The sequence below is a fragment of the Streptomyces sp. SID14478 genome (assembly GCF_010548525.1).
Classification (GTDB): Bacteria; Actinomycetota; Actinomycetes; order Streptomycetales; family Streptomycetaceae; genus Streptomyces.
On sequence record NZ_JAAGMG010000695.1, the window covers coordinates 1 to 22,973 of the forward strand.

General features: G+C 69.2%; 22 protein-coding genes, 1 pseudogene and 1 riboswitch. Of the genes and pseudogenes, 10 read left to right on the plus strand and 13 right to left on the minus strand.

The genetic code is table 11. From position 1 onward, the window contains the following. The 4 genes from cydD to hisC form a co-directional block, all read right to left on the minus strand. On the minus strand, positions 1-1,414 hold a 1,414-nt coding region (cydD, locus tag G3I40_RS22805), incomplete at its 3' end, for a thiol reductant ABC exporter subunit CydD (protein ID WP_164303994.1). Between the two features lie 33 nt (positions 1,415-1,447). After that, on the minus strand, positions 1,448-2,455 hold the full coding sequence (cydB, locus tag G3I40_RS22810) for a cytochrome d ubiquinol oxidase subunit II (protein WP_164303995.1): 1,008 nt from the start codon (positions 2,453-2,455) through the stop codon (positions 1,448-1,450). 21 nt (positions 2,456-2,476) lie between these two features. Next, on the minus strand, positions 2,477-3,988 hold the full coding sequence (locus G3I40_RS22815) for a cytochrome ubiquinol oxidase subunit I (RefSeq protein ID WP_343245004.1): 1,512 nt from the start codon (positions 3,986-3,988) through the stop codon (positions 2,477-2,479). A 238-nt stretch (positions 3,989-4,226) separates the two neighbouring features. Continuing rightward, entirely contained in the window at positions 4,227-5,306 is a 1,080-nt protein-coding gene (hisC, locus tag G3I40_RS22820) for a histidinol-phosphate transaminase (protein WP_164303996.1), read from the minus strand. Between the two features lie 379 nt (positions 5,307-5,685). Here hisC and G3I40_RS22825 point away from each other — a divergent pair, with 379 nt between their 5' ends. From G3I40_RS22825 to G3I40_RS22835, 3 genes are all read left to right on the plus strand, one after another. Then, positions 5,686-6,798, plus strand: coding sequence for a LacI family DNA-binding transcriptional regulator (locus tag G3I40_RS22825; RefSeq protein ID WP_164303997.1), 1,113 nt, complete (start codon positions 5,686-5,688; stop codon positions 6,796-6,798). Between the two features lie 209 nt (positions 6,799-7,007). After that, the gene (locus G3I40_RS22830) at positions 7,008-8,114 is read left to right on the plus strand and encodes a metallophosphoesterase (RefSeq protein ID WP_164303998.1); all 1,107 of its coding nucleotides are present in this window, start codon (positions 7,008-7,010) and stop codon (positions 8,112-8,114) included. A gap of 159 nt (positions 8,115-8,273) precedes the next feature. Next, positions 8,274-9,155, plus strand: coding sequence for a hypothetical protein (locus G3I40_RS22835; RefSeq protein ID WP_164303999.1), 882 nt, complete (start codon positions 8,274-8,276; stop codon positions 9,153-9,155). A 97-nt stretch (positions 9,156-9,252) separates the two neighbouring features. Here the strand turns inward: G3I40_RS22835 and thiC are convergent, their stop codons facing one another. After that, positions 9,253-11,031: a phosphomethylpyrimidine synthase ThiC gene (thiC, locus tag G3I40_RS22840; protein WP_164304000.1), complete on the minus strand. Its 1,779-nt coding sequence runs from the start codon at positions 11,029-11,031 to the stop codon at positions 9,253-9,255. After that, positions 11,025-11,185: riboswitch (TPP riboswitch) on the minus strand. (Overlaps the previous gene by 7 nt.) 71 nt (positions 11,186-11,256) lie before the next feature. On the opposite strand from thiC, the gene G3I40_RS22845 reads away from it, so the two are divergent. After that, entirely contained in the window at positions 11,257-12,630 is a 1,374-nt protein-coding gene (locus tag G3I40_RS22845) for a YibE/F family protein (protein ID WP_164304001.1), read from the plus strand. Between the two features lie 66 nt (positions 12,631-12,696). On the opposite strand, the gene G3I40_RS22850 is transcribed toward G3I40_RS22845, so the two are convergent. The 4 genes from G3I40_RS22850 to G3I40_RS22865 all read right to left on the minus strand — a co-directional run bounded on the left by G3I40_RS22850 (position 12,697) and on the right by G3I40_RS22865 (position 14,904). After that, positions 12,697-13,164: an SsgA family sporulation/cell division regulator gene (locus G3I40_RS22850; protein ID WP_164304002.1), complete on the minus strand. Its 468-nt coding sequence runs from the start codon at positions 13,162-13,164 to the stop codon at positions 12,697-12,699. A gap of 100 nt (positions 13,165-13,264) precedes the next feature. Continuing rightward, a complete protein-coding gene (locus G3I40_RS22855; RefSeq protein WP_275410214.1) occupies positions 13,265-14,041 on the minus strand; it encodes a helix-turn-helix domain-containing protein in 777 nt (258 codons plus the stop codon). Positions 14,042-14,225: 184 nt separating this feature from the next. Further along, the gene (locus G3I40_RS22860; protein ID WP_164304003.1) at positions 14,226-14,438 is read right to left on the minus strand and encodes a DUF5326 family protein; all 213 of its coding nucleotides are present in this window, start codon (positions 14,436-14,438) and stop codon (positions 14,226-14,228) included. 148 nt (positions 14,439-14,586) lie between these two features. Then, positions 14,587-14,904, minus strand: coding sequence for a cupin domain-containing protein (locus G3I40_RS22865; RefSeq protein ID WP_164304004.1), 318 nt, complete (start codon positions 14,902-14,904; stop codon positions 14,587-14,589). A 59-nt stretch (positions 14,905-14,963) separates the two neighbouring features. Here G3I40_RS22865 and G3I40_RS22870 point away from each other — a divergent pair, with 59 nt between their 5' ends. The 4 genes from G3I40_RS22870 (at position 14,964) to G3I40_RS22885 (ending at position 17,496) form a co-directional block, all read left to right on the plus strand. Further along, positions 14,964-15,341, plus strand: coding sequence for a phage holin family protein (locus tag G3I40_RS22870; RefSeq protein ID WP_164304005.1), 378 nt, complete (start codon positions 14,964-14,966; stop codon positions 15,339-15,341). A 9-nt stretch (positions 15,342-15,350) separates the two neighbouring features. Next, positions 15,351-15,857 carry a low molecular weight protein-tyrosine-phosphatase gene (locus G3I40_RS22875; protein ID WP_164304006.1) on the plus strand — a complete coding sequence of 169 codons (507 nt, stop codon included), beginning with the start codon at positions 15,351-15,353 and terminating at the stop codon, positions 15,855-15,857. A gap of 191 nt (positions 15,858-16,048) precedes the next feature. Further along, positions 16,049-16,954 (plus strand): LysR family transcriptional regulator, encoded by a 906-nt coding sequence (locus tag G3I40_RS22880; RefSeq protein WP_164304007.1) that lies wholly within the window; start codon positions 16,049-16,051, stop codon positions 16,952-16,954. A gap of 59 nt (positions 16,955-17,013) precedes the next feature. Continuing rightward, entirely contained in the window at positions 17,014-17,496 is a 483-nt protein-coding gene (locus G3I40_RS22885) for an NUDIX hydrolase (protein WP_164304008.1), read from the plus strand. Between the two features lie 19 nt (positions 17,497-17,515). On the opposite strand, the gene G3I40_RS22890 is transcribed toward G3I40_RS22885, so the two are convergent. After that, complete coding sequence (locus G3I40_RS22890; protein ID WP_239091898.1) at positions 17,516-18,958, minus strand: globin domain-containing protein; 1,443 nt, start codon at positions 18,956-18,958, stop codon at positions 17,516-17,518. A gap of 424 nt (positions 18,959-19,382) precedes the next feature. Beyond that, positions 19,383-19,629, minus strand: a pseudogene (locus G3I40_RS47320) (hydrolase); the annotation flags it as partial. 114 nt (positions 19,630-19,743) lie between these two features. Between G3I40_RS47320 and G3I40_RS22895 the strand changes: the two are divergent. Together G3I40_RS22895 and G3I40_RS22900 are read left to right on the plus strand one after the other, a co-directional pair. Next, complete coding sequence (locus G3I40_RS22895) at positions 19,744-20,280, plus strand: DUF2269 domain-containing protein (RefSeq protein ID WP_343245005.1); 537 nt, start codon at positions 19,744-19,746, stop codon at positions 20,278-20,280. A gap of 5 nt (positions 20,281-20,285) precedes the next feature. After that, positions 20,286-21,152 carry a GNAT family N-acetyltransferase gene (locus G3I40_RS22900; RefSeq protein WP_164304011.1) on the plus strand — a complete coding sequence of 289 codons (867 nt, stop codon included), beginning with the start codon at positions 20,286-20,288 and terminating at the stop codon, positions 21,150-21,152. Between the two features lie 79 nt (positions 21,153-21,231). Here the strand turns inward: G3I40_RS22900 and G3I40_RS22905 are convergent, their stop codons facing one another. Continuing rightward, positions 21,232-21,654, minus strand: a complete 423-nt coding sequence (locus tag G3I40_RS22905; RefSeq protein WP_164304012.1) for a heme-binding protein — start codon at positions 21,652-21,654, stop codon at positions 21,232-21,234. 67 nt (positions 21,655-21,721) lie between these two features. Then, positions 21,722-22,927: an MFS transporter gene (locus G3I40_RS22910; RefSeq protein ID WP_164304013.1), complete on the minus strand. Its 1,206-nt coding sequence runs from the start codon at positions 22,925-22,927 to the stop codon at positions 21,722-21,724. Between the last annotated feature and the right edge of the window lie 46 nt (positions 22,928-22,973).

The following is a 22,973-nucleotide window of genomic DNA, read 5'->3' on the forward strand; positions in this document are numbered from 1 at the left end:
GACCGGCCCCGTCCTCGCCGAGCGCGGTGCGCACGCCGTCGGGCAGCGCGTCGACGAACTCCAGCGCGCCGGCCTCCCGCAGCGCCTCCCGCACCGCCTCGTCGTCCGCGTCCGGGCGCGCGGCGAGCCTTACGTTGTCCGCGATCGACCCGGCGTACAGCTGCGGGCGCTGCGGAACCCACGCCACGCGCGCGTGCCACGCCTCCCGCGACACCTCGGCAAGGTCGACGCCGCCGACGAGGACCCGCCCGCTACAAGGGCGTACAAAACCCAGCAGGGCGCTCAGGAGAGTCGACTTGCCCACGCCGCTCGGCCCTACAAGGGCCACGGTCTCCCCTGCGGCGACCTCGAAGGACACCGCGGAGACGGCGTTCTCGACGCGTCCCTCATAGCGAACAGAAACGTCTTCAAACCCGATCCCGGTGACGGAAGGGACGCCTCCCGTGCCGGACGGGGGCAGCGGTGTCTCCAGGACGTCGAAGATCTCCTCGGCGGCGGCGAGGCCCTCGGCCGCCGCGTGGAACTGCGCGCCGACCTGGCGCAGCGGCAGATAGGCCTCGGGCGCGAGCACCAGGATGACCAGGCCCACGGAGAGGTCCATGTCGCCGTGCACGAGCCGCATGCCGATGGTCACGGCGACCAGCGCGACCGACAGCGTCGCGAGCAGTTCCAGGGCGAAGGACGACAGGAAGGCGATCCGCAGGGTGCGCATCGTCGCCCGTCGGTACGCGCCGGTGATGGTGCGGATGGATTCGGCCTGTGCCTTGGCACGGCCGAACACCTTCAGGGTCGGCAACCCGGCCACCACGTCGAGGAAGTGCCCCGACAGCCGGGACAGCAGCCGCCATTGCCGGTCCATCCGGGACTGGGTGGCCCAGCCGATGAGGATCATGAAGATCGGAATGAGGGGCAGCGTGCCGACGATGATCGCCGCCGACACCCAGTCCTCGGTGACGACGCGGGCGAGCACCGCCACCGGGACCACCACCGCGAGCCCCAACTGCGGCAGGTAGCGCGAGAAGTAGTCGTCGAGCGCGTCCACGCCCCGCGTCGCGAGCGCCACCAGCGAACCGGTGCGCTGCCCGGTCAGCCACTGCGGCCCGAGCTGCGTCGCCCGCTCCAGCAGCCGACCGCGCAACTCCGACTTGACCGCCGCGCTCGCCCGGTGCGCGGCCAGCTCGGTGAGCCAGGACACGAGGGCGCGCCCCACGGCGACCACCGCCAACAGCACCAGTGGCGTGGTCAGTCGCCCCACGTCGAAGCCGTGCTGGAAAGCGCCCACCACCACCTCGGCGATGAGCATCGCCTGAGCGATCACCAGGCCCGCCCCGGCGGCGCCGAGGACGACGACCGCGAGCAGGAAGAGTCGCGTGGCCCGGGCGTACCGGAGCAGGCGCTGGTCGATCGGTTTCACGTGAAACACACCCTCACGTAGGCGAGACGGGGCTCAGTGGGCGACGTCGGCAGCGATGTTCTTCGTGCCGATCCGCTTGCGGAACACCCAGTAGGTCCACGACTGGTAGAGCAGCACGATCGGCGTCGCGATGCCCGCACACCACGTCATGATCTTCAGCGTGTACGGGCTCGACGAGGCGTTGGAGACCGTGAGGTTCCAGTCCGGGTTGAGCGAGGACGGCATGACGTTCGGGAACAGCGTCAGGAAGAGCATCGCGACGGCCGCCGCGATCGTGACGCCGGACAGCGCGAACGACCAGCCCTCGCGCCCCACCTTGATGGCGACGATCGCCCCGACGAGCGCGACCACGGCCACGATCATCGCGACCAGCGAGCCACCGTCGCCCTTGTCCACCTGGGTCCAGATCAGGAAGCCGAGCGCCAGTACCGCGGTCACCAGACCGAGCAACAGCGCCGCCTTCCGTGCCCGCGCCCGGATGTCGCCGAGCGTCTTGAGGGACGCGAACACCGCACCGTGGAAGGTGAACAGCGTCAGGGTGACCAGGCCGCCCAAGATCGCGTACGGGTTGAGCAGGTCCCAGAAGTTGCCGACGTACTCGAAGTCCTTGTCGATCTTCACGCCGCGCACGATGTTGCCGAAGGCCACACCCCACAGCAGCGCCGGGATCAGCGAGGTCCAGAAGATCGCGTGCTCCCAGTTGGTCTGCCACTTCTGCTCGGGCCGCTTCGCGCGGTACTCGAAGGCGACACCGCGCACGATGAGGCAGACCAAGATGATCAACAAGGGCAGATAGAAGCCCGAGAAGAGCGTCGCGTACCACTCGGGGAAGGCGGCGAAGGTCGCGCCGCCGGCCGTGAGCAGCCACACCTCGTTGCCGTCCCAGACCGGCCCGATCGTGTTGATCAGGACGCGCCGCTCGGTACGGTCACGGGCCAGCAGCTTGGTGAGGATGCCGATCCCGAAGTCGAATCCCTCCAGGAAGAAGTATCCGATCCACAGGACCGCGATGAGTACGAACCAGACGTCGTGAAGTTCCATGACTCGTCAGCTCCCTGGGCCTCAGTACGAGAAGGCCATCGGCTTGTCGGCGTCACGGTCTCCGCCGATCTTGGTGGGCGGGTTGAGGTCGTCGTCCGTGAGCTCGGGCGGGCCGGCCTTGACGTACTTGACCAGCAGCTTGACCTCGATGACGGCGAGCACCGCGTACAGCAGGGTGAAGACGGTCATCGAGGCGATGACCTCGCCCTGCGAGACGCTGGGGGAGACCGCGTCGCGGGTCTGCAGGACGCCGTAGACGACCCACGGCTGACGGCCCATCTCGGTGAAGATCCAGCCCCAGGAGTTGGCGATCAGCGGGAACCCGATGGTCCACAGGGCCACGATCCAGTAGAGCTTGGTGAACTTCGGGCTGAGGGCCTTGTTCTTGAACAGCACCAGGTTCGGTGGCTCGTCCTCACCCGTCCTCAGGGCTTGCGGCAGCATGAACTTCTTGCGGGTGAGCCAGAGTCCGACCAGGCCGATGGCGAAGGACGCCATGCCGAAGCCGATCATCCAGCGGAAGGCCCAGAAGGTGACGGGAATGATCGGCCGGTAGTCGCCGGGCCCGTACTTCTCCTGCTCGGCCTTGTTGGTGTCGTTGATGCCAGGGACGTACGAGGAGAAGTTGTCGTCGGCGAGGAAGGACAGTATCCCGGGGATGGAGAGCTCGACGCTGTTGTGCCCCTTGCTCACGTCCCCGTAGGCGAAGATCGAGAAGGGCGCCGAGTCCTGGCCGTCCCACAGCGCCTCGGCCGCGGCCATCTTCATCGGCTGCTGCTTGAACATGACCTTGCCCAGCTGGTCGCCGCTGATCGCGGTGAGCAGACCGGCGATGACGACGGTGATCAGACCGAGCCGCAGCGAGGTCTTCATCGTCGCGATGTGCTTCTTGCGCGCCAGGTGGAAGGCCGCGATGCCGACCATGAACGCGCCACCCGTGAGGAACGAGGCGGACAGCGTGTGGAAAGCCTGGGTGAGTGCCGTGTTCTGGGTCAGCACGTGCCAGAAGTCGGTGAGTTCGGCCCGCCCGGTGGCCTTGTTGTACTTGTAGCCGACCGGGTGCTGCATCCAGGAGTTGGCCGCGAGGATGAAGTACGCGGACAGGATCGTGCCGATCGACACCATCCAGATGCAGGCGAGGTGGATCTTCTTCGGAAGCTTGTCCCAGCCGAAGATCCACAGGCCGATGAAGGTCGACTCGAAGAAGAACGCGATCAGCGCCTCGAAGGCGAGCGGCGCTCCGAAGATGTCACCGACGAAGCGGGAGTAGTCCGACCAGTTCATGCCGAACTGGAACTCCTGCACGATGCCGGTGACGACACCCATCGCGATATTGATCAAGAAGAGCTTTCCCCAGAACTTGGTCGCCCTGAGGTACTTCTCCTTCTCCGTCCGTACCCAGGCGGTCTGCAGCCCCGCGGTCAGCGCCGCGAGCGAGATCGTCAGGGGGACGAACAGGAAGTGGTAGACGGTGGTGATGCCGAACTGCCATCGCGCCAGGGTCTCCGGCGCCAAGGCCAACGTTGGGTCCACTGCGTCTCTCCTTCACATCGCCGTGGTCACAGCGGCAGTTTGCCCCTTTAATCCCACTGATCCCGGGAGGAACCGGGACACGCTTGTGAACGCGTTCACATTCACAAGCATTATGTCGTACCGGTTGTCGGGATCTGAAGGGGGGTGCCCGAACGCGAGGAGGGTCACAGGACGGGCCGCACACACACGTACGGCCGGCCCGACGGAGCGTCGAACCGGCCGTACGGCGAAGGGGGGGTCAGAGCTCCTTGCGGAACGCCTCTGCCGTCTGCAGGAAGATGTCGTTGGCCTCGGTCTCGGCGATCGTGGCACGCACCCCCTCGCCCGCGAACGGCCGCACGACCACGCCGGCCTTCTCGCACGCGGCCGCGAAGTCCGTGGTCCGGTCCCCCAGCCGCAGCCACACGAAGTTGGCCTGCGTCTCCGGAACCGTCCAGCCCTGCGCCCGCAGCCCCTCGACGACCCGGGTGCGCTCGGACACCAGCGAGCCGACGCGGCCGAGCAGTTCGTCCTCCGCGCGCAGCGAGGCGACCGCCGCGTCCTGCGCGAGCTGGCTCACGCCGAAGGGCACGGCCGTCTTGCGCAGCGCGGCCGCCACCGGCTCGTGCGCGATGGCGAAACCGACCCGCAGCCCGGCGAGCCCGTACGCCTTGGAGAAGGTGCGCAGCACCGCCACGTTCGGCCGGTCCCGGTAGATCTCCACGCCGTCCGGCACCTCGGCGTCGCGGATGAACTCCCGGTACGCCTCGTCGAGCACGACCAGCACGTCGGCGGGCACCCGGTCCAGGAACCGCTCCAGCTCGGCCCGGCGGATGGCGTTACCCGTGGGGTTGTTGGGGTTGCAGACGAAGATGAGGCGGGTGCGGTCGGTGATCGCGTCGGCCATGGCGTCAAGGTCGTGGTCCTCGCTCGGCGTGAGCGGCACCTTCACCGACGTCGCACCGCTGATCTGCGTGATGATCGGGTACGCCTCGAAGGAACGCCACGCGTAGATCACCTCGTCACCCGGCCCGCTGGTCGCCTGGAGCAGCTGCTGGGCGACGCCGACCGAGCCGGTGCCGGTGGCCAGGTGCGTGACGGGCACGCCGAAGCGGTCGGCCAGCTCGTTCATCAGGTCCGTGCAGGCCATGTCCGGGTAGCGGTTGAAGCTCCCGGCCGCGGTGATCGCCTGCTCCATGACGCCGGGCAGCGGGGGATAGGGGTTCTCGTTGGAGGACAGCTTGTACGCCACCGGCCCTCCGGCAGCGGCCCGCTTGCCCGGCACATAGGCGGGGACCCCCTCCAGCGCAGCACGCAGCTTGGGGTTCGTCTCGCTCACCGCAGTCCTCCTTGTGGCCACCGTTCCAATACTGCTCACCTTAAGAGGATTCCGCGCCCGCCCCAATGGGCCGGTCCCCCTCCGTCGCCGTACCGGCACGTGAAGGCGTACGCGGAGGGGGGAGCGCTCCCCGCCCTGGCGCGCGCCGGTGGCTCGCGCCGTGGCGCGCATCACCCGTGAAGGTGAGTTGAGACCTACTCGCAACATCGCCGACTTGGCAGGCTCATGGGTGCCGACAAGTGACGTCCCACTGCCGTGACCCGCAACTCCCTTGTATTCCAAGGTCATTGACGATCTATCACCATGCAGAAACGTGCCTGTCAACGCGTGCATATGCGCCCCCGCCATGCAGCCGCATGAGCCCTACTATCGGCTCGCCATGACAGCAGCAGGGAAGCACCAGGTGAGCCGGGCGGAGACGACCCGAAGGGGCACCCGGCCGGGCCGGGCAGGCATCAGAGACGTTGCCGCCGCCGCCGGGGTCTCGATCACGACTGTCTCCGATGCGCTCAACGGCAAGGGCCGGCTCCCGGACGCCACCCGACGCCATGTCCGCGAGGTCGCCGACCGGTTGGGCTATCGCCCCTCCGCGGCCGCCCGCACGCTCCGTACCGGCAAGTCGGGCCTGATCGGCCTGACCGTGACGACATACGGGGATGAACCTTTCACCTTCACCGAATTCGCGTACTTCGCGGAAATGGCGAGAGCCGCGACCTCCGCCGCGCTCGCCCGCGGCTACGCCCTCGTCATCCTGCCCGCCACCTCACGCCACGACGTCTGGTCGAACGTCGCCCTCGACGGCACCGTCGTCATCGACCCCTCCGACCACGATCCGGTCGTCACCGAGCTGGTGCGGCACGGACTGCCCGTCGTCTCGGATGGACGTCCCGCGGGCAGCCTGCCCGTGACCGCCTGGGTCGACAACGACCACGAGGCCGCCGTGCTCGGCATCCTCGACCACCTCGCCGAGGCCGGCGCACGCCGCATCGGCCTGCTCACCGGCACCACCACCGACACCTACACCCACCTCTCCACCTCCGCGTACCTGCGCTGGTGCGAGCGGATCGGGCAGGAACCCGTCTACGAGTCCTACCCCGCGCACGACCCGTGCGCGGGAGCCGTCGCGGCCGACCGGCTGCTCGCCCGGCCCGACCGCCCCGACGCGGTGTACGGCCTGTTCGACCCCAACGGCACGGACCTGCTCGCCGCGGCCCGCCGCTACGGCCTGCGGGTGCCGGAGGACCTGCTGCTCGTGTGCTGCAGCGAGTCCACCGTGTACGCCAACACCGAACCGCCCATCACCACGCTGTCGCTCAAGCCGCGACGCATCGGCACCGCCGTCGTCCAGCTCCTCATCGACGCCATCGAGGGAGTGGACTCGGACCAGCCGGTCGAGCAGGTGATACCGACCGAACTCATCGTGCGGACCTCCTCCCAGCGCCGCCCTCCGCGCACCACGGTCAGCCCGCCCCGCTCCGCAGGGCAGGGGTAGGGACTGTCCGTCACCCGGAAACCTCGCGGAAAAGTCCACACCAATTCGGGAGAAAAGTGTGGTGAACAGCCGCCCGTCACCGATTCACCACCCCTGGTGCATCACACAGTGCGAGCCGCATTCCTATGATGGGCGCACGACACCGCGGGCCGCTGCGACCAGGCAGTCCGATCCGGTGCACAGGCGGCGCAATGGTGGTGGAGGGGTCGATGACTCAGGGGGCCGGTCAGGGACCCGCAGCGCGCACGGAGACGCTGCGCGACTTCCGTGTTCCCGCGTACGTCCATGACGTACCGGCGAACGTGGTGGCGACCGACCCGGCCCCCGGAGCCCCCGACCCCGAGGAACATCCCGACGGCTACACACCGACCGCGCGTGACCTGCCGGTCATCAACCGGGGGGACACCGTGCAGGTCGAGGCCCCGGCTCCGGCGCCCGTCCCGTCCGGCGAGGGGATGGGCCCGCTGTACGTCGTCGGTGACGTGCACGGCTACCTCGACGAACTGCTCGCGGCGCTCGCGGCGCAGGGCCTGATCGACGCGGAGGGCACCTGGGCGGCGGGCAACGCGCGCCTGTGGTTCCTCGGCGACTTCACCGACCGCGGGCCCGACGGGATCGGCGTCATCGACCTCGTCATGCGGCTGTCCGCCGAGGCGGCCGCGGCCGGCGGCTACTGCAAGGCGCTCATGGGCAACCACGAGCTGCTGCTGCTCGGCGCGAAGCGGTTCGGCGACACCCCCGTCAACTCCGGCGCGGGCACCGCCACCTTCCAGGCGGCCTGGCTGCTCAACGGCGGCCAGAAGGCCGACATGGACCGCCTGCAGGACGTGCACCTGCAGTGGATGTCCCGGCTCGACGCGATCGAGAGCGAGGACGACCACCTGCTGATGCATTCCGACACCACGGCCTATCTCGACTACGGCGACTCCATCGAAGCCGTCAACGACACGATCCGCGAGACGCTCACGCGCAACGACGCGGACGAGTGCTGGGACCTGTTCCGCAAGTTCACCAAGCGCTTCGCGTTCCGCGACGAGGAGTCCGGCCCGGGCGCGGTCCGCGAACTCCTGGCCGCGTTCGGCGGCTCGCGCGTCGTGCACGGCCACAGCCCGATCCCGTACCTCCTCGGCGAGGTCGGCACCGAGGCAGGCGCCGATGGCGCCGAGGACGGGGACAGCGGGCCGGTCGTCGAGGGACCGCACGTGTACGCGGGCGGCCTCGCCATCGCCATGGACGGCGGAGTGACCATGGCCGGAAAGCTGCTGGTCCAGCAACTGCCCATGGATATCGACGAGTTCACCGGGAAGGCGCGGTAAGCGGAGGATCCGGCGGGCGGGCGGGCCAATTTCCGGAAACCCCCTGTCACCGCGTGCCGTGACCGCTCTACCATCGGCTTATCCGTAGCAGGCTCCCCTCCGTTTCTGCCAGACGGCTCGTAACCATGCGGGCCACCAAGCCCTACGGAGCATCGGGGGATGCACATGAACAGCGCTCCGCAATTGCTGAACGAGGACCGCCCGGAGTTCGAGCGGATCCTCGATGAGGCGCTGCGTACCGCACCCGACCGGCCTGATCTCGCCGCAGTGGGCCAGCGGCTCAACCCCGAACAGCTGCGCACCATGGCGCTCGGCGCCGCCACGCTGATCAGCACGGCGGCAGCCACCGAGTACCAGCACTACGTCCAGGTCCGCGAGGAACTGCGTACCGCCCCGCGGCCCGTCCGTTCGCTACGTGAAGGAGGCACCTCCGGCACGGCCGAGTCCGGCGGAAACCCGATGGGCTTCGCCGCCACCGTGAGTGAGGTCGCGGAGACCACGGGGCCCGGCATCGCCGCGGTCGCCGTCGTGCTCGCCCCGGTACTCGCCGGGACCGCCGCCGCGATCTTCCTGCTGGTCGGCTACATCCTGAAGATGCTCAACCCGCCGCCGGACTTCGCCGACACGCTGCTGGCGACCGGCTGGGTCTTCGGCGCGCTCACCGCGGTGTGCATCCTCGTCGCGGCGGTCTGCCTGCTCCTGACGGCCCTGCGCAACGGGTCGACCTCGCTCCAGGCGAGCGCCCACGGCGAGGGCAGCGAGGAGGTGGCGCGCGCCAGGGAGGCCTGGGGCAAGGCCCTCCTCGAGCGCGGCATCCTGCCGTTCCTGCGGGACGCCCTGGCCGGGCCCTCGACGGGCGGCGCCGCGTCCCTGGGCAGTGGCCGGGGCGGCTCCACCAACCGGATGCCGCAGCTCGGCTACAACAGGCCCGGGTTCAGCAGCCCCGACGGCGGCGGCACGGCCACGGGGCAGCGCGCAGGCTACTCCAGCCCGGACTTCTCCAGTCCGGACTTCGGCGGCCCCGAGCACCGGCCGGACTGACCCTCCGGCCGGGCCCGGGGCCGTGACCCGGCGCGAGGCTCGGGGCGACCTGCGCGGGCCCCGAGCCCCCGTCATCCGCGGATACGCCTCAGCCGGGTCAGTTGGCGATCGGCAGATAGACACGGTTGCCCGCGTCGGCGAACTCCTTCGACTTCTGCTCCATGCCCGCCTCGACCTCGGCCTTGGTCGAGCCGTGCTCGCGACGGATGTCCTGCGAGATCTTCATCGAGCAGAACTTCGGGCCGCACATCGAGCAGAAGTGCGCGGTCTTCGCGGGCTCGGCGGGCAGCGTCTCGTCGTGGAACTCCCGTGCCGTGTCCGGGTCGAGCGCCAGGTTGAACTGGTCCTCCCACCGGAACTCGAAGCGGGCGTCGGACAGTGCGTCGTCCCATTCCTGGGCGCCGGGATGTCCCTTGGCGAGGTCCGCAGCGTGTGCCGCGATCTTGTACGTGATGACGCCGGTCTTCACGTCGTCCCTGTTCGGCAGACCCAGATGCTCCTTGGGCGTGACGTAGCAGAGCATCGCCGTGCCCCACCAGGCGATCATCGCTGCGCCGATCCCGGACGTGATGTGGTCGTACGCCGGGGCGACGTCGGTGGTCAGCGGGCCGAGCGTGTAGAACGGCGCCTCTTCGCAGATCTCCTGCTGGAGGTCGATGTTCTCCTTGATCTTGTGCATCGGGACGTGGCCCGGGCCCTCGATCATCGTCTGGACGTGGTGCCGCTTGGCGATCGAGTTGAGCTCGCCGAGCGTGCGCAGCTCCGCGAACTGGGCCTCGTCGTTGGCGTCCGCGATGGAGCCGGGGCGCAGGCCGTCGCCGAGCGAGTACGTGACGTCGTACGCCGCGAGGATCTCGCACAGCTCCTCGAAGTGCTCGTAGAGGAAGCTCTCCTTGTGGTGCGCGAGGCACCACGCGGCCATGATCGAGCCGCCGCGCGAGACGATGCCGGTCTTGCGGTTGGCGGTCAGCGGGACGTACGGAAGACGGACGCCGGCGTGGACCGTCATGTAGTCCACGCCCTGCTCGGCCTGCTCGACGACCGTGTCCTTGTAGATCTCCCAGGTCAGTTCCTCGGCCTTGCCGTCGACCTTTTCGAGGGCCTGGTAGAGCGGCACGGTGCCGATGGGGACGGGGGAGTTGCGCAGTACCCACTCGCGCGTGGTGTGGATGTTGCGGCCGGTGGAGAGGTCCATGACGGTGTCGGCGCCCCAGCGGGTCGCCCACGTCATCTTCTCCACCTCCTCCTCGATGGACGAAGTGACGGCCGAATTGCCGATGTTGGCGTTGACCTTCACCAGGAACCTCTTGCCGATGATCATCGGCTCGATCTCCGGGTGGTTCACGTTGGCGGGCAGGACGGCCCGGCCCGCCGCGATCTCGTCGCGGACGACCTCGGGTGCGACGTTCTCCCGGATGGCCACGTACTCCATCTCCGGGGTGATCTCGCCTCGCCTGGCGTACGCGAGTTGGGTCACTGCCTCGCCGTTCCGGCCGCGGCGCGGCTGGCGCGGGCGGCCCGGGAAGACCGCGTCGAGGTTGCGCAGTCCGCCGCGCGGCGAGGTGTGCTTGATGCCGTCGTCCTCGGGGCGGACGGGGCGGCCGGAGTACTCCTCCGTGTCGCCGCGGGCGATGATCCAGTTCTCCCGCAAGGGCGCGAGGCCCCTGCGGACATCGGTGTCGACGGTCGGATCGGTGTACGGGCCGGAGGTGTCGTACAGCGTGACGGCCTGCCCGTTGGTGAGATGCACCTGCCGGACCGGCACGTGGAGGTCGGGGCGCGAACCCTCGATGTACCCCTTGTGCCAGCCGATGGACTTCCCGGCCTCCGGCTCTTCGCCGCTGGAGGCAGGCGTGCGTGCGTCCGTTGTGGTCATGTAGACCTACTCCCTACGCCGGCATTACCCGGTAACAGGTTCGGCGGTCGACGCAGCGATGTCCGTCCATGACGTTCCACGCTGTTTCACGTGAAACGGGGACGAAGGTCAGCGCCCTCTCAGCCCGGTGCTCCGAGCTCCCGCGTGTGCAAAGGTGCCTCCACGCTAGCGTCATGTCGGACGCGTTGACCAGAGGGCCCCTGCCGTTCTTGCGATGATCGGGCGGTGACCACCACGCAGCAGCCCCCGCCTCCGCCGCCCCAACCACCGCACGGGTCCGGGTCGTCGGGCGCAGGACACGGCCCCGGAGACCACGGCCACTCGCACAGTCACGGCCCGGCCGCGCCCGTCTCCCAGCACCTGCGCAAGGTCATCGCGGCGATCCTCGTGCCGTTCTCCGTCGCCGTCGTCGTGGGCCTCGCGGTGTTGTGGCCCGGCGGCGCCCCGGCCCACGAGCGCACCGGTGTCGGCTTTGACCGGCAGACGCAGCAGGCCACGGTGGCGAAGGTCGCGAAGGTCAACTGCTCGTCCGTGAACGCCTCGGGGGACACGCCCCCCGGCGACACGTCCACCGCCGAGGGTTCCGCTGCCCGGCACCAGGCCACCGGCACTTGTGAGAACGCCACCATCCGCGTCGACACGGGCAAGGACAAGGGCCGTACGTTCACGGAGGTCGTCCAGCCGGACTCACCGCGGCAGTTGCACCAGGGCCAGAAGGTGATCGTCGCCTACGCGCCCGACGCCCCGGAGAATCTGCAGTACTCGGTCACCGATGTGAACCGCAAGATCCCGATGGCGCTGCTGGCCGGAATCTTCGCCCTGGCCGTGGTCGTGGTGGGCCGCCTGCGAGGTCTCATGGCGCTGGTCGCGCTCGCGGTCAGCTTCCTGGTGCTGACCTTCTTCATCCTGCCCGCGATCCTCCAGGGGTCGAATCCCCTGGTCGTCGCGGTCGTGGGGGCCAGCGCCATCATGCTGATCGCGCTCTACATGTGCCACGGCCTGTCGGCCCGCACCTCGGTCGCCGTACTCGGCACCCTCGTATCGCTGCTGCTGATCGGCCTGTTGGGCTCGCTGTTCATCGGCTGGGCCGCGCTGACGGGCAACACGGACGACAACACCGGCCTGATCCACGGTCTGTACCCGCACATCGACATGAGCGGTCTGCTGCTCGCCGGCGTCATCATCGGCTCGCTCGGCGTCCTGGACGACGTCACGGTGACCCAGACGTCCGCGGTGTGGGAACTGCACGAGGCCAACCCGACGATGGGCTGGCGCGGCCTGTACCGGGCCGGCATCCGGATCGGCCGCGACCACATCGCGTCCGTCGTCAACACCCTGGTGCTCGCGTACGCGGGCGCGGCGCTGCCCCTGCTGCTGCTCTTCTCGATCGCGCAGTCCAGCGTGGTCGACGTGGCCAACAGTGAGCTGGTGGCCGAGGAGATCGTCCGCACGCTGGTCGGCTCGATCGGCCTGGTGGCCTCCGTGCCGGTGACCACAGCTCTTGCCGCACTGGTGGTCTCCGCCGACCGTCCGGGGCCCCCGGAGTCCGGGAAGGCCGCTCCTGTCCGCGGTGGCCGGGGCCGGCGACGTAAGCGCTGAGCGTGCGGAGCGGCTCGGGTGCACCGCACTGCCGAAGCGTTACGTCAGGGCCGGTCCTGCCGCGGGTCAGCCCGCGCTCTGCTCCTCGGCGAGGATCTTGTCCAGGGCCTCGTCGAGTTCGGCCTCGAAATCGGCCAGGGCCTGCTCCTGACCGAGCGGGACGAGCTTGTCCGTGCGGTCCAGGAACGCGATCAGAGGTGCCACTCCGGCCCGGAACAGCGCCTGGTCGGCGCCTACCTGGAGCCGGATGTGCACCTCGCCCGGCAGCTCGCCGGCTCCGCCGCCCTCCGCGAGCAGTACGGGAGAGATCCGCACATCGCCGTCGCCGGTGGCTCCGTTGACCCCGTCGACGAGGAGTTCCCGGCCGAAAGCCCAGGTCACGGGCGCGTCTCCGGGAAGATGGAAGGTCAGCCGCACCGCGTACGGATCCCCCGCCTCGTACCGGAGTTCCACCGGGATGCGGAACGAGAGCTCCTCGGAAACCAGGAAGCTCATCATGACTTCTGCCTGAACTGCTTGTACCGACTCGCGCATCGCCTACCCCGTCAACTTGCCGTCGATTGGCCAGGAATGACCTTCCTGACACTGCTGGCATCTTGCTCAACGTACACGGGGGATTACAAGGAGTGAGTTTTCAGATGCTGATAGAGAAGGCGAGTGTCCCTACGAGCTGCCCGATCTCGTGCTGCAACTGCCGTACGGCGGGCAGCAGTTTCTCCGCCTGATGGGAAGGGAGAGAAATGGCCAGGGCCGCGGCGGTCGAGCCGATGGTGATGGGGAACGCGGCGCACGCCGTGCCGAGCGCGTACTCCTGGCGCTCGACGACGGGTTCCATCCGCCCCACGTCCCGCAGCTTGCGCAGCAGTGAGCTGTCGTCACGCACCGAATACGGGGTGATGGACCGCGCCGGATAGCGGTCGAGGTGGTCCCGGCGAGCCCCCTCGTCGAGCTGCGAGAGCAGGCACTGGCCGATCGCGTGGGCATGGCCCGTCTCGCGGAAGTCCGCCCATTCCTCGACGGCCGGATTGGCGGGCGTGTCGGCGACGTCGATGATCTCGATCTCGCCCTCGCGGTAGAGCGCGAAGTAGACGGGAACACCCATGGTGTCGCGCCAGTGGCGCAGCGCGTCGGTGATCATGCTGCGACGATTCTGCTGCGCTCCGCTGCTGCTCAGCCGCTCGGTTGCGTTCCCGAACACGAAGACCCCGCGTTCTTTGCGGAGATAGCCCTCGTGCGCGAGCGTGCGCAGCAGGTGGTACGCGGTGGGGAGGGCGACCCCGGCCTCCCTGGCGAGCTGCTTGGCCGGTGCTCCTTCGTCGTGCGAGGAGACCGCTTCAAGCAGCCGCATGGCCCGCTGGACGGAACCGATGAGCGTCTGCGGGGATGCGGGTGCGGGTTCAGCCGTGGCCAAGGTTCACTCCCGTATGCGCGTGGGCCCCCCGCGTATCCGGGGCTCACGGGGGTGAAGCCGTCGGATTCCGGACTTTAATCCTTGGCCACCGCTTGGTGCGGGCCCGGAACGAAAACTTCCCCCGGTCGTGCGAACGGTCGCATGACGCAACCACCGGGCCACCCACCCGCGCCCGCGCCGCGGCTCACCAGTCGCTGCGCGAGGACGAGCCCGCCATGAACTTCCGTACGACGTAGATGAGTCCACCCACCAGTGCGGCGAACACCAGCACCTTGAAGAGCAGCCCGATCACGAAGCCGACGACGCTGGCGATCAGCCCGCCGAACACGACCAGGGCGATGACCGGCACCGCGACCCACTTCACCCACCACGGCATGCCCGCGAATATCTCTCGCACTGCCCTCGCTCCTTCTTCGCTCCGGAGGCCCCCGTCGGGACTCCTCTGACTTCCTGCACTCGATGCTGACACGTCGAGGACCCGCGCGGGGCCCTGCGATCCCTTGTCCTCCCCTGACCCGACCCTTAGGGAACCCGGGGGTACGGACTCAGCTCTCCGGGGGAGAGAAGACCACCATGACCCGCAGGTCCTCGCTGATGTGATGGAACTTGTGGGCCACACCGGCCGGTACGTACACCACGCTGCCGCGGGCGACCTGCGTCGTCTCCATACCGACGGTGAGCGAGGCGCGGCCGCTCACCACGAGGTAGACCTCGTCCTGGCGGTGCGGCTGCTGCGGGTCGTGCTCCCCCGCGTCCAGCGCGTACAGACCGACCGACATGTTCCGCTCGCGAAGGAACTGCAGATACGCGCCGTCGTTGGCGGCGCGCTCCGCCTCCAGGTCATCCAGTCGGAATGCCTTCATCGCCTCGTCGTCCTCGCTGCCCACACTCGTCACAGGTGTTGTCTGCCACGATCAGACACATGAAGAATTTTCTAGTCAAGACGATCGCCAACGCGGGCGCCCTGGCCGTGGCGGTCTGGGTGCTCGACAAGATCACGCTGACCGGGGACAGCACCGGCAAGAAGGTCGGCACGCTGATCCTGGTGGCGCTGATCTTCGGGTTGGTCAACGTCCTCGTGAAGCCGGTCGTGAAGCTCCTGACCTTCCCGCTCTTCATCCTCACGCTCGGCCTGATCACGCTGATCGTGAACGCCTTGATGCTGCTGCTGACCTCCTGGCTGGCCGACAAGCTGGATCTGAGCTTCCACGTCGAGGGGTTCTGGACCGCCGTGCTCGGTGGCCTGATCATCTCGATCGTGGCCTGGGCGCTGCACGTCGTCCTGCCCGACGAGGACTGAGCCCTTCCGATGACTTTTCGCGTCTGTTTCGTCTGCACCGGCAACATCTGCCGCTCGCCCATGGCCGAGCACGTCTTCCGTGCGCGCGTCGAGAGCGCCGGCCTCTCCGGCACCGTCGAGGTCGACAGCGCGGGGACCGACGGCTGGCACGTCGGTGACGGCGCCGACCCGCGCACCGTGCACGTCCTCGAAGAAGCCGGCTACACCTGCGCCCACACGGCCCGACAGTTCCACCGCGACTGGTTCGCCCGCCTCGACCTGGTCGTCGCCCTCGACGCGGGTCATCTGCGCGCCCTGCGCACGATGGCGCCCACCGCCGAGGACGCCGAAAAGATCCACTTGTTGCGTTCGTACGATCCCGATGCCGACGGCGCCGACCTGGACGTCCCGGACCCGTACTACGGCGACATGGGCGGTTTCGAGGAGTGCCTGAGGATGGTGGAGGCGGCGAGCGATGGACTGCTCGACGCCGTGCGCGCCTCACCTCGGGTGACGGCACCCGCGAAGCGGGACTAGTACCGGACTACGCACAACGGACGGCCCGAGCCTCCCCCCTCGTGGCTCGGACCGTCCCGGTTCTGCGCGCGAAGAACCGCGCAAACAAGGCTAGTTGACTCTGTGTCAGTGTCCAATCACGGTAGCGACAGAGACCTATCGACTTATTTATAGTTGGGGCGACCCACGAGCCGGAGGGGAAGCGTGATGCCATGGATCTCGCGCTGCTGCGCACGTTTGTGACGGTCCATCGCGCCGGCTCGTTCACCCGCGCCGCGGCTCTGCTCGGCCTCTCGCAGCCGGCGGTGACCTCCCAGATACGCACCCTGGAGCGGCAGTTGGGGCGCCCGCTGTTCCTGCGCCAGGCGCGCGGCGTGACACCCACGACCATCGGCGACGAGTTGGCGCACAAGGCCGCCCCCCACCTCGACGCCCTCGTCGAGATCACCGAGGCCGGGCTCGACGCGGAGTCGACCGTCCGCACCCTGCATCTCGCGGGGCCGCCGGAGTTCGTCGCGGAACGGGCACTGCCCGCCCTCACGGCGCTGACCCGCGACGACGGCCAGAGCATCGCCTTACGCGCGTCCTTCGGTACAGCGGAGGAGTGCCTGGAGGGGCTTGCCGCCGGACACCACGACCTGGCCATCACGACGGCCCGCCCGCGCGGCACCCTGCTCACGGCGGCCCCACTGTGCGACGAGGAGCACGTCCTGGTCGCCGCCCCTCGCTGGGCCGCCCGGGTCGGCTCGGGCATGGTCCATCGCGACGCCGCACCGTCCCTCGAGAAGTTCCCGGTGGTCGAGGTCCATGAGTCGCTGCCGCTGGTCTCCCGCTACTGGGCCTCGGTCTTCGACGACCGCCCCGCCGTCTCCGGGACCGTCGTGGTGCCTGATCTCCGCGCAGTGCTGTCCTGCGTGATCGCCGGCGCGGGGCTGTCCGTACTGCCACGCTATCTGTGCGCACCGGCCCTGGACAGCGGCGAGGCCGTGGCCCTGCTCGACCCGCCGGTGCCACCGCTGCGTACGTACTTCTTGGTCGTACGCACCGGCACACTCGCCCTGCCGCACATCGCGCGGGCGCACGAGTGGCTGCTGCGCGCTGCTGTCGACTGGTCATGAGCCGGGGCATGTGCGGCACCGGATGTTTCACGTGGAACCAGCCGGGCCACATTTCTCCCATGACCGTCCGACCCGTGGTCAAGCGCACCGCACGCGCCGTCCTGCTCGACGGCGACGACCTGATCCTGATCAAGCGCACCAAGCCCGGCGTCGACCCGTACTGGGTGACCCCCGGTGGCGGTGTCGAACCCGAGGACTCGACCGTCGTGGACGCCCTGCACCGCGAGGTGCACGAGGAGCTCGGCGCCAAGGTCACCGATGTGGTGCCGTGCTTCGTGGACACCGTTGAGCACATCGGTGAGGACGGCGGCGCGACCGGCGTGAAGGTCCAGCACTTCTTCGTCTGCCGCCTGGAGTCGATGGATCTCGACCAGCGGCACGGCCCCGAGATCGAGGAGCCGTGCGGCGAGTACGAGGTCGTGCGGGTGCCCTTCACCCGCGTCGGCATCGCCTCGGTCCACCTGGTGCCGCTGTCCCTGCGGCATTACCTGGACGGCAACATCGAGGGCGTACGGGCGATGCACGCGCCGGACCTGGGCTGACCTCTCCGTCGGCCGGGACTCAGTCGCCGGCCGCGACCAGTTCCTCCACCGAGTCGTGGCGGATGCGGTCGCCGGGGATGCCGATGGAGCGCAACGCGTCCACACCGCTGCGGATCATGCCGGGCGGGCCGGACAGATAGGCGTCGTACTCGTTCCAGGGGCCGTACTCCCGCACGGCGTCCGGCAGCTGGAGATGGGCCTGCCGGTCGACGATCGGGCGGACCGCGAGCCAGGGGTGGCTCTGCTGGAGCCGCAACATCGTGTCGATGTCGTACAGGTCATGGTCGGTACGCGCGCCGTAGAACACCTCGACCGGCCGTCGTTCGCCGTGCTCGGCGACGTCCTCGACCAGGGCCTTGATGGGCGCGATGCCGGTACCGCCGCCCAGGCAGAGCAAACCGCTGTCCGTGCTGTGGTCGACGGTCATGGAGCCGGCCGGCGGGCCGAGCCGCAGCACGTCGCCGGGGCGGGCGCGGTGCACCAGGGCGTTGGAGACCCAGCCTGCCGGGACCGCCTTCACGTGGAACGAGAGCAGTCCGTCGGAGCGGGGCGCCGCCGCGAACGAGTAGTGCCGCCAGATCCGCGGCCACCACGGCGTCTCCAGGGTCGTGTACTGACCGGCCAGGAACGGGTACGGCTGCCCGGGGCGGACGGTCACGACAGCGATGTCAGGGGTGCGCAGATCGTGCGAGACGACCTCGGCCAGCCACCAGGCCGGTGCCTTCAGCTCGTCCTCGGCCGCCGCGTCGATCATGACCTGGGAGATCGTCGTGTACGTACGGACCCAGGCGGCTTCGGTCTCCGCGTCCCAGGTGGTCGTGGCGTATCTGGTGAGCGCCGCGATGAGGCATTCCCCGACGGCCGGGTAGTGCTCGGGCTGGGTGCCGTACTTGCGGTGCCCACGGCCCAGGTTCTTCAGGTACGGGACCAGGACGAGCTTGTTGTCGACGTGCTCCGCGGCGGTCAGCAGCGCTCTGAGCAGGCGATCGCGCTGGGTGTCCATCGCGACGGGGAAGAGCTGGCGCAGTTCGGGGTGGCGCACGAAGAGCAGCGCGTAGAAGTACGAGGTGACCTTGTCGGCGACGGGGCCGACTTCCTCCATCGTGCGGCGGACGAGGATCGCGTCCGGCGAGGCGTTCTCGTGGACGCGGCGCTGCGGACGCGGCTCGGCGACAGGACCCGCCGGCGGGGGCTCAGGGGCTGCGTACGAGGGCCTCGGGGCCGGCTCGGGCTCCGTCTCGTGGCGGGTGCGGGGCTGCGGTATTCGGCCCTCGCCCGGCTCGGTCGGGGCCGGTTCGGGCCGGCCGACAGGGCGTACCGGGGAGACCCGGCGGCCGTCTCCGGAGTCCTGATCGGGGCCGGAGGGGGCCGGATGCGGCGTCACCGGATCCTTGCGCGGCGTGAACCAGCCGCCCCCGCCGCCCGAACCGGAATCGGCCGACGTAGTGGTCGGAGCGTCCATGCTGTGCCTCGCCTCGAACATCTTTAGGTCGGTCTCTGTGCACCGTGCTCTGCCACGGTCTTCCACTGATCGGAAGTTGTGCGCTTTCCCCCGGGTTGTCTCGACAATCAATGCGGCCCACATTGAACCCTGCATTCCGGCCCGCTACGGACAAGTAAGGCAAGAATGTGACATTGTCCGCAGTCCTCGCCGCAGCGTGTCACCGAGAACCCGTGCACCGAACGCAAAGCGGAAAGTGCGGGTCTTCGATCTTCCTGTCCGGTTAGGCTGCGACGGCCTGCGTGCGCATCGCCCGGGCTCCCTTTGCCTCCTCAAGGCTCCGCGAGCGAACCGGAGTCGACCATACCGGCAGCCGCGAGGGGCACAAGTCCCTCCCGCCTTAACCGCCGATTAAGCCCCCTCAGCCCTCCCGCTAATTCCTCAATTACCGGTCGCGCGGCACCAATTCGTACGCCTCCCGCAGATCACCGCCCACATAGGAGTACGTTGCGCGTCCCGTGACATGCCCGATCCGCATTGATCGCCACGGATACGGGCACGACCCGGAAGAGTTCCCCGTCCGACAGCGAGTCGCCGGAGGCAATGCAGTCGGCCCAGCCCCCTGCGAACCCTTCACAGAGCCGGTCCGCGACCTTCACCTTGGCCGCCGCGCCGAGCGCTCCGGCGGCGTTCCGTCGAGGTCGAAGCGGTGCGGTCCCGGTCGCGTCGTGTACGCCGACGCTAGTACCCGGGGTTACTCCCGCCGTCAGACGCCCTGTGGCGCCGATCCCGGCACCGTGTTTCACGTGAAACTTCAGCGCCGCCCACGACGGGCACTCCTCGTTGTCCATGTCGCCGCCTCCGCCTGCTGGCTCGGCGTCACGCTCGGGCTCCTTACGCTGGCCGTCACGGCGACGACCACCGGGGCGGGCCTGGCCGTGGAGGCCTCGGCCCGTGCCATGAAGCTCTTCGCGGACTGGCTGGTGATCCCGCTCGCCCTGCTGACCCTGCTCAGCGGACTGGTGCTCTCGCTCGGGACGCGGTGGGGGCTTGCCCGGCACCGATGGGTCTACGTCAAGTTCTGGCTGACCCTGCTCACGACGGCCGCCTCGATCTTCGCCCTGCGGCCCGGCGTCAACGACGCGGTGGCGACGCTGTCGGCGGGCGGGCAGGTGACCCGCGCGACCGATCTGCTGGCCGGTCCCCTCGTCTCGCTGACCTCGTACGTCTTCATGACCGCGATCTCGGTGCTCAAGCCCTGGGGCCTGACGCGACGTGGCCGAAAGCACCGGGTGACTGCCCCCAAAGCGGTGGACGCCGACCGTCTGAGTCCGACAGCCTGACCTGCGTGTCGACACCTTCCCTCTCCGACCTGCCCATCCGCCCCCTCACCCGGCGGGACGTGCTTGCCTGCGCCGACCTCTCCGAGGACCGGGGCTGGCCCCGCGAGGAGCACAAATGGGGGCATCTGCTCAGCGCCGGTACCGGCTACGGCATCGATGCTCCCGACGGCGGGCTCCTCGGCGCCTTCGTGGTGACCGAGTACGGCCCCCGGGAGCGGCCTGAGCTCGGCGCGATCGGCATGGTCCTGGTCGCCGAGCGGTACGCGCGCCAGGGGGTCGGCCGGCGCCTGATGCGGTACGCCGTCGAGCAGGCGGGCACGACACCGCTGACCCTGCACGCGACGCCGAACGGGCGGCCGCTTTACGAGGAGTTGGGCTTCAAGGTCACCGGGCAGGCGGAGACGGTGCGCGGGCACTTCCTTCCGGGCGCGGCGGCACCAACGGTCGCCACACGTCCCGCCACCGCCGAGGACCTCCCTGCGATCCTGCGTCTGGACGCCGAGGTGTTCGGCCCGGACCGCACGCACGTCCTGACCCGTCTGCCGGCCTTCGCGGACCGGTTGCGTGTCGCGGAGGACGGCGGCGCGCTCATCGGGTACGCCGCCGCCTGGCCCAATATGGACACCCACGTCGTGGGCCCGCTGATCGCCCGCGACACCGAGACCGCGAAGGCCCTGGTCGCCTCCCTCGCGGCGACCACGGACCGGCCCCTGCGGACCGACATCGACGTACGTCACGAAGAGCTCCTCACCTGGCTCAAGGAGCACGGCGTGGCGGGTGTCGGCCTGAACGCGGTGATGAACTACGGCGCCCCGGACCTTCCTGGGGACTGGACGCGTCGCTTCGCTCCGCTGACGGTCGCCGCCGGCTGAGGAGCACACGGACGGGCCCGGCCCCAAGTGCCGCCTTCGTGCGGTCATTTGGGGCTGGGCCCGTCGGCGTAGCCCGCTGCTATGCAAGCGCCTCCACGGCCGCCGTGGCGAAGCCGTGGTCCTGCTCGGGCGCGCCGCCACCGACACCGACGGCACCGATGATCCGTCCGTCGCGGTGGACCGGCAGGCCGCCCGCGATGAACAACAGCGGCTTGTCGAGGGCGGTGGGCAGGCTGTGGAAGGGGCCGTCGGGCTTGACCAGGTCGACGAGGTCGGCGGTCGGTGCGTTCAGTTGCAGCGCGGTGTAGGCCTTGCGGGTGCTCGTCTCTCCGGAGATGAGCACGGCGCGATCGTCGCGGCGGAAGGCGAGCAGGTGCCCGCCGGCGTCGAGAACGGTGACGCTGACGGTGACCCCGGCCGCCTCCGCGGCGCGTTGGGCGGCGGAGACGAGGGTCTCGGCGTCCTGGATGGTCAGTGGGGCGACCGCGATGGTGGTGCTCATGGGAACGTGCTCCTTACGGGGTGGTGCTTGGTACTTGGTGCTGCTCTTGGACGAGGTGAGGATCGGGTCAGTGGTGGACGGGCTCGACGTACCGCTGTTCGGCGCCGGCGACCACCGGGCTCGGCAGCGGCCCGCGGCGCTCCAGCGCGGCCGACACGACGGCGAGGACGAGGGCGCCGGCGGCGAGTGCGGCGCCGACCCAGTTCGGGGCGGTGTACCCGAGGCCCGCGGAGATCACCATGCCGCCGAGCCAGGCGGAGAGGGCGTTGCCGAGGTTGAAGGCGCCGATGTTGACGGCCGAGGCGAGCGTCGGGGCGCCGGAGGCCTGGTCGAGGACCCGCTTCTGCAACGGCGGCACCGTGGCGAAGCCGAGCGCGCCGATCAGGGCGATGGTGATCGCGGCGAGGAGCTTGTGGTGCGCGGTCACCGTGAACAGGCCGAGCACCAGGGCCAGAGCGCCCAGGGAGACGTACAGCATGGGCATCAGGGCGCGGTCGGCGAACTTGCCGCCGACGAGGTTGCCGCCGACCATGCCGAGGCCGAAGAGGACGAGCAGCCAGGTCACGGAGCCTTCGGCGAAGCCCGCGACGTGCGTCATCATCGGCGCGATGTAGGTGATGGCCGCGAAGACACCGCCGAAGCCGAGCACGGTCATCGCCATGGCGAGCAGGACCTGCACGTTCTTGAACGCGGCCAGCTCGTGGCGCAGGTGCACGCCCTCCGGCTTGGGCAGGTCCGGAACGAGCTTGGCGATGCCGAGCAGGCCGAGGACACCGAGCGCGGCGACGACGGTGAAGGTGACGCGCCAGCCGGCGGACTGGCCGATCAGGGTGCCGAGCGGGACGCCGACGACATTGGCCACGGTCAGACCGGTGAACATCATGGCGATCGCTCCGGCCTTCTTCTCGGGTGCGACCAGTTCGGCCGCGACGACCGAGCCGATCCCGAAGAAGGCGCCGTGGGCGAGCGAGGCGACCACACGGCCGATGAGCATCACGGCGAAGACGGGGGCGACGGCGGAGAGCAGGTTGCCGACGATGAAGAGTCCCATCAGCAGCATCAGCATGCGCTTGCGGGAGATCCGGGTGCCCAGGACGGTCATGAGCGGGGCGCCGAGCATGACGCCGAGGGCGTAGCCGGTCACCAGGAATCCGGCCGTGGGGATGGAGACGCCGAAGTCACCCGCGACCTGTGGGAGCAGTCCCATGATCACGAACTCCGTGGTGCCGATCCCGAAGGCCCCGATCGCGAGGGCGAGGAGCGCGAGAGGCATGGGCTGTACCTTCCATACTGTTGCGAGTGCGCTTTACAAGACCTCA

Bases quoted from the DNA above. Each gene is read 5' to 3' on its own strand.
- G3I40_RS22880 (WP_164304007.1), top strand. From the start codon at position 16,049: ATGGATCTCGCGCTGCTGCGCACGTTTGTGACGGTCCATCGCGCCGGC.
- G3I40_RS22905 (WP_164304012.1), bottom strand. From the start codon at position 21,654: ATGAGCACCACCATCGCGGTCGCCCCACTGACCATCCAGGACGCCGAG.
- G3I40_RS22910 (WP_164304013.1), bottom strand. From the start codon at position 22,927: ATGCCTCTCGCGCTCCTCGCCCTCGCGATCGGGGCCTTCGGGATCGGC.
- G3I40_RS22885 (WP_164304008.1), top strand. From the start codon at position 17,014: ATGACCGTCCGACCCGTGGTCAAGCGCACCGCACGCGCCGTCCTGCTC.
- G3I40_RS22850 (WP_164304002.1), bottom strand. From the start codon at position 13,164: ATGCGCGAGTCGGTACAAGCAGTTCAGGCAGAAGTCATGATGAGCTTC.
- thiC (WP_164304000.1), bottom strand. From the start codon at position 11,031: ATGACCACAACGGACGCACGCACGCCTGCCTCCAGCGGCGAAGAGCCG.
- G3I40_RS22865 (WP_164304004.1), bottom strand. From the start codon at position 14,904: ATGAAGGCATTCCGACTGGATGACCTGGAGGCGGAGCGCGCCGCCAAC.
- G3I40_RS22890 (WP_239091898.1), bottom strand. From the start codon at position 18,958: ATGGACGCTCCGACCACTACGTCGGCCGATTCCGGTTCGGGCGGCGGG.
- G3I40_RS22835 (WP_164303999.1), top strand. From the start codon at position 8,274: ATGCACATGAACAGCGCTCCGCAATTGCTGAACGAGGACCGCCCGGAG.
- G3I40_RS22825 (WP_164303997.1), top strand. From the start codon at position 5,686: ATGACAGCAGCAGGGAAGCACCAGGTGAGCCGGGCGGAGACGACCCGA.
- G3I40_RS22875 (WP_164304006.1), top strand. From the start codon at position 15,351: ATGACTTTTCGCGTCTGTTTCGTCTGCACCGGCAACATCTGCCGCTCG.
- G3I40_RS22830 (WP_164303998.1), top strand. From the start codon at position 7,008: ATGACTCAGGGGGCCGGTCAGGGACCCGCAGCGCGCACGGAGACGCTG.
- cydB (WP_164303995.1), bottom strand. From the start codon at position 2,455: ATGGAACTTCACGACGTCTGGTTCGTACTCATCGCGGTCCTGTGGATC.
- G3I40_RS22870 (WP_164304005.1), top strand. From the start codon at position 14,964: ATGAAGAATTTTCTAGTCAAGACGATCGCCAACGCGGGCGCCCTGGCC.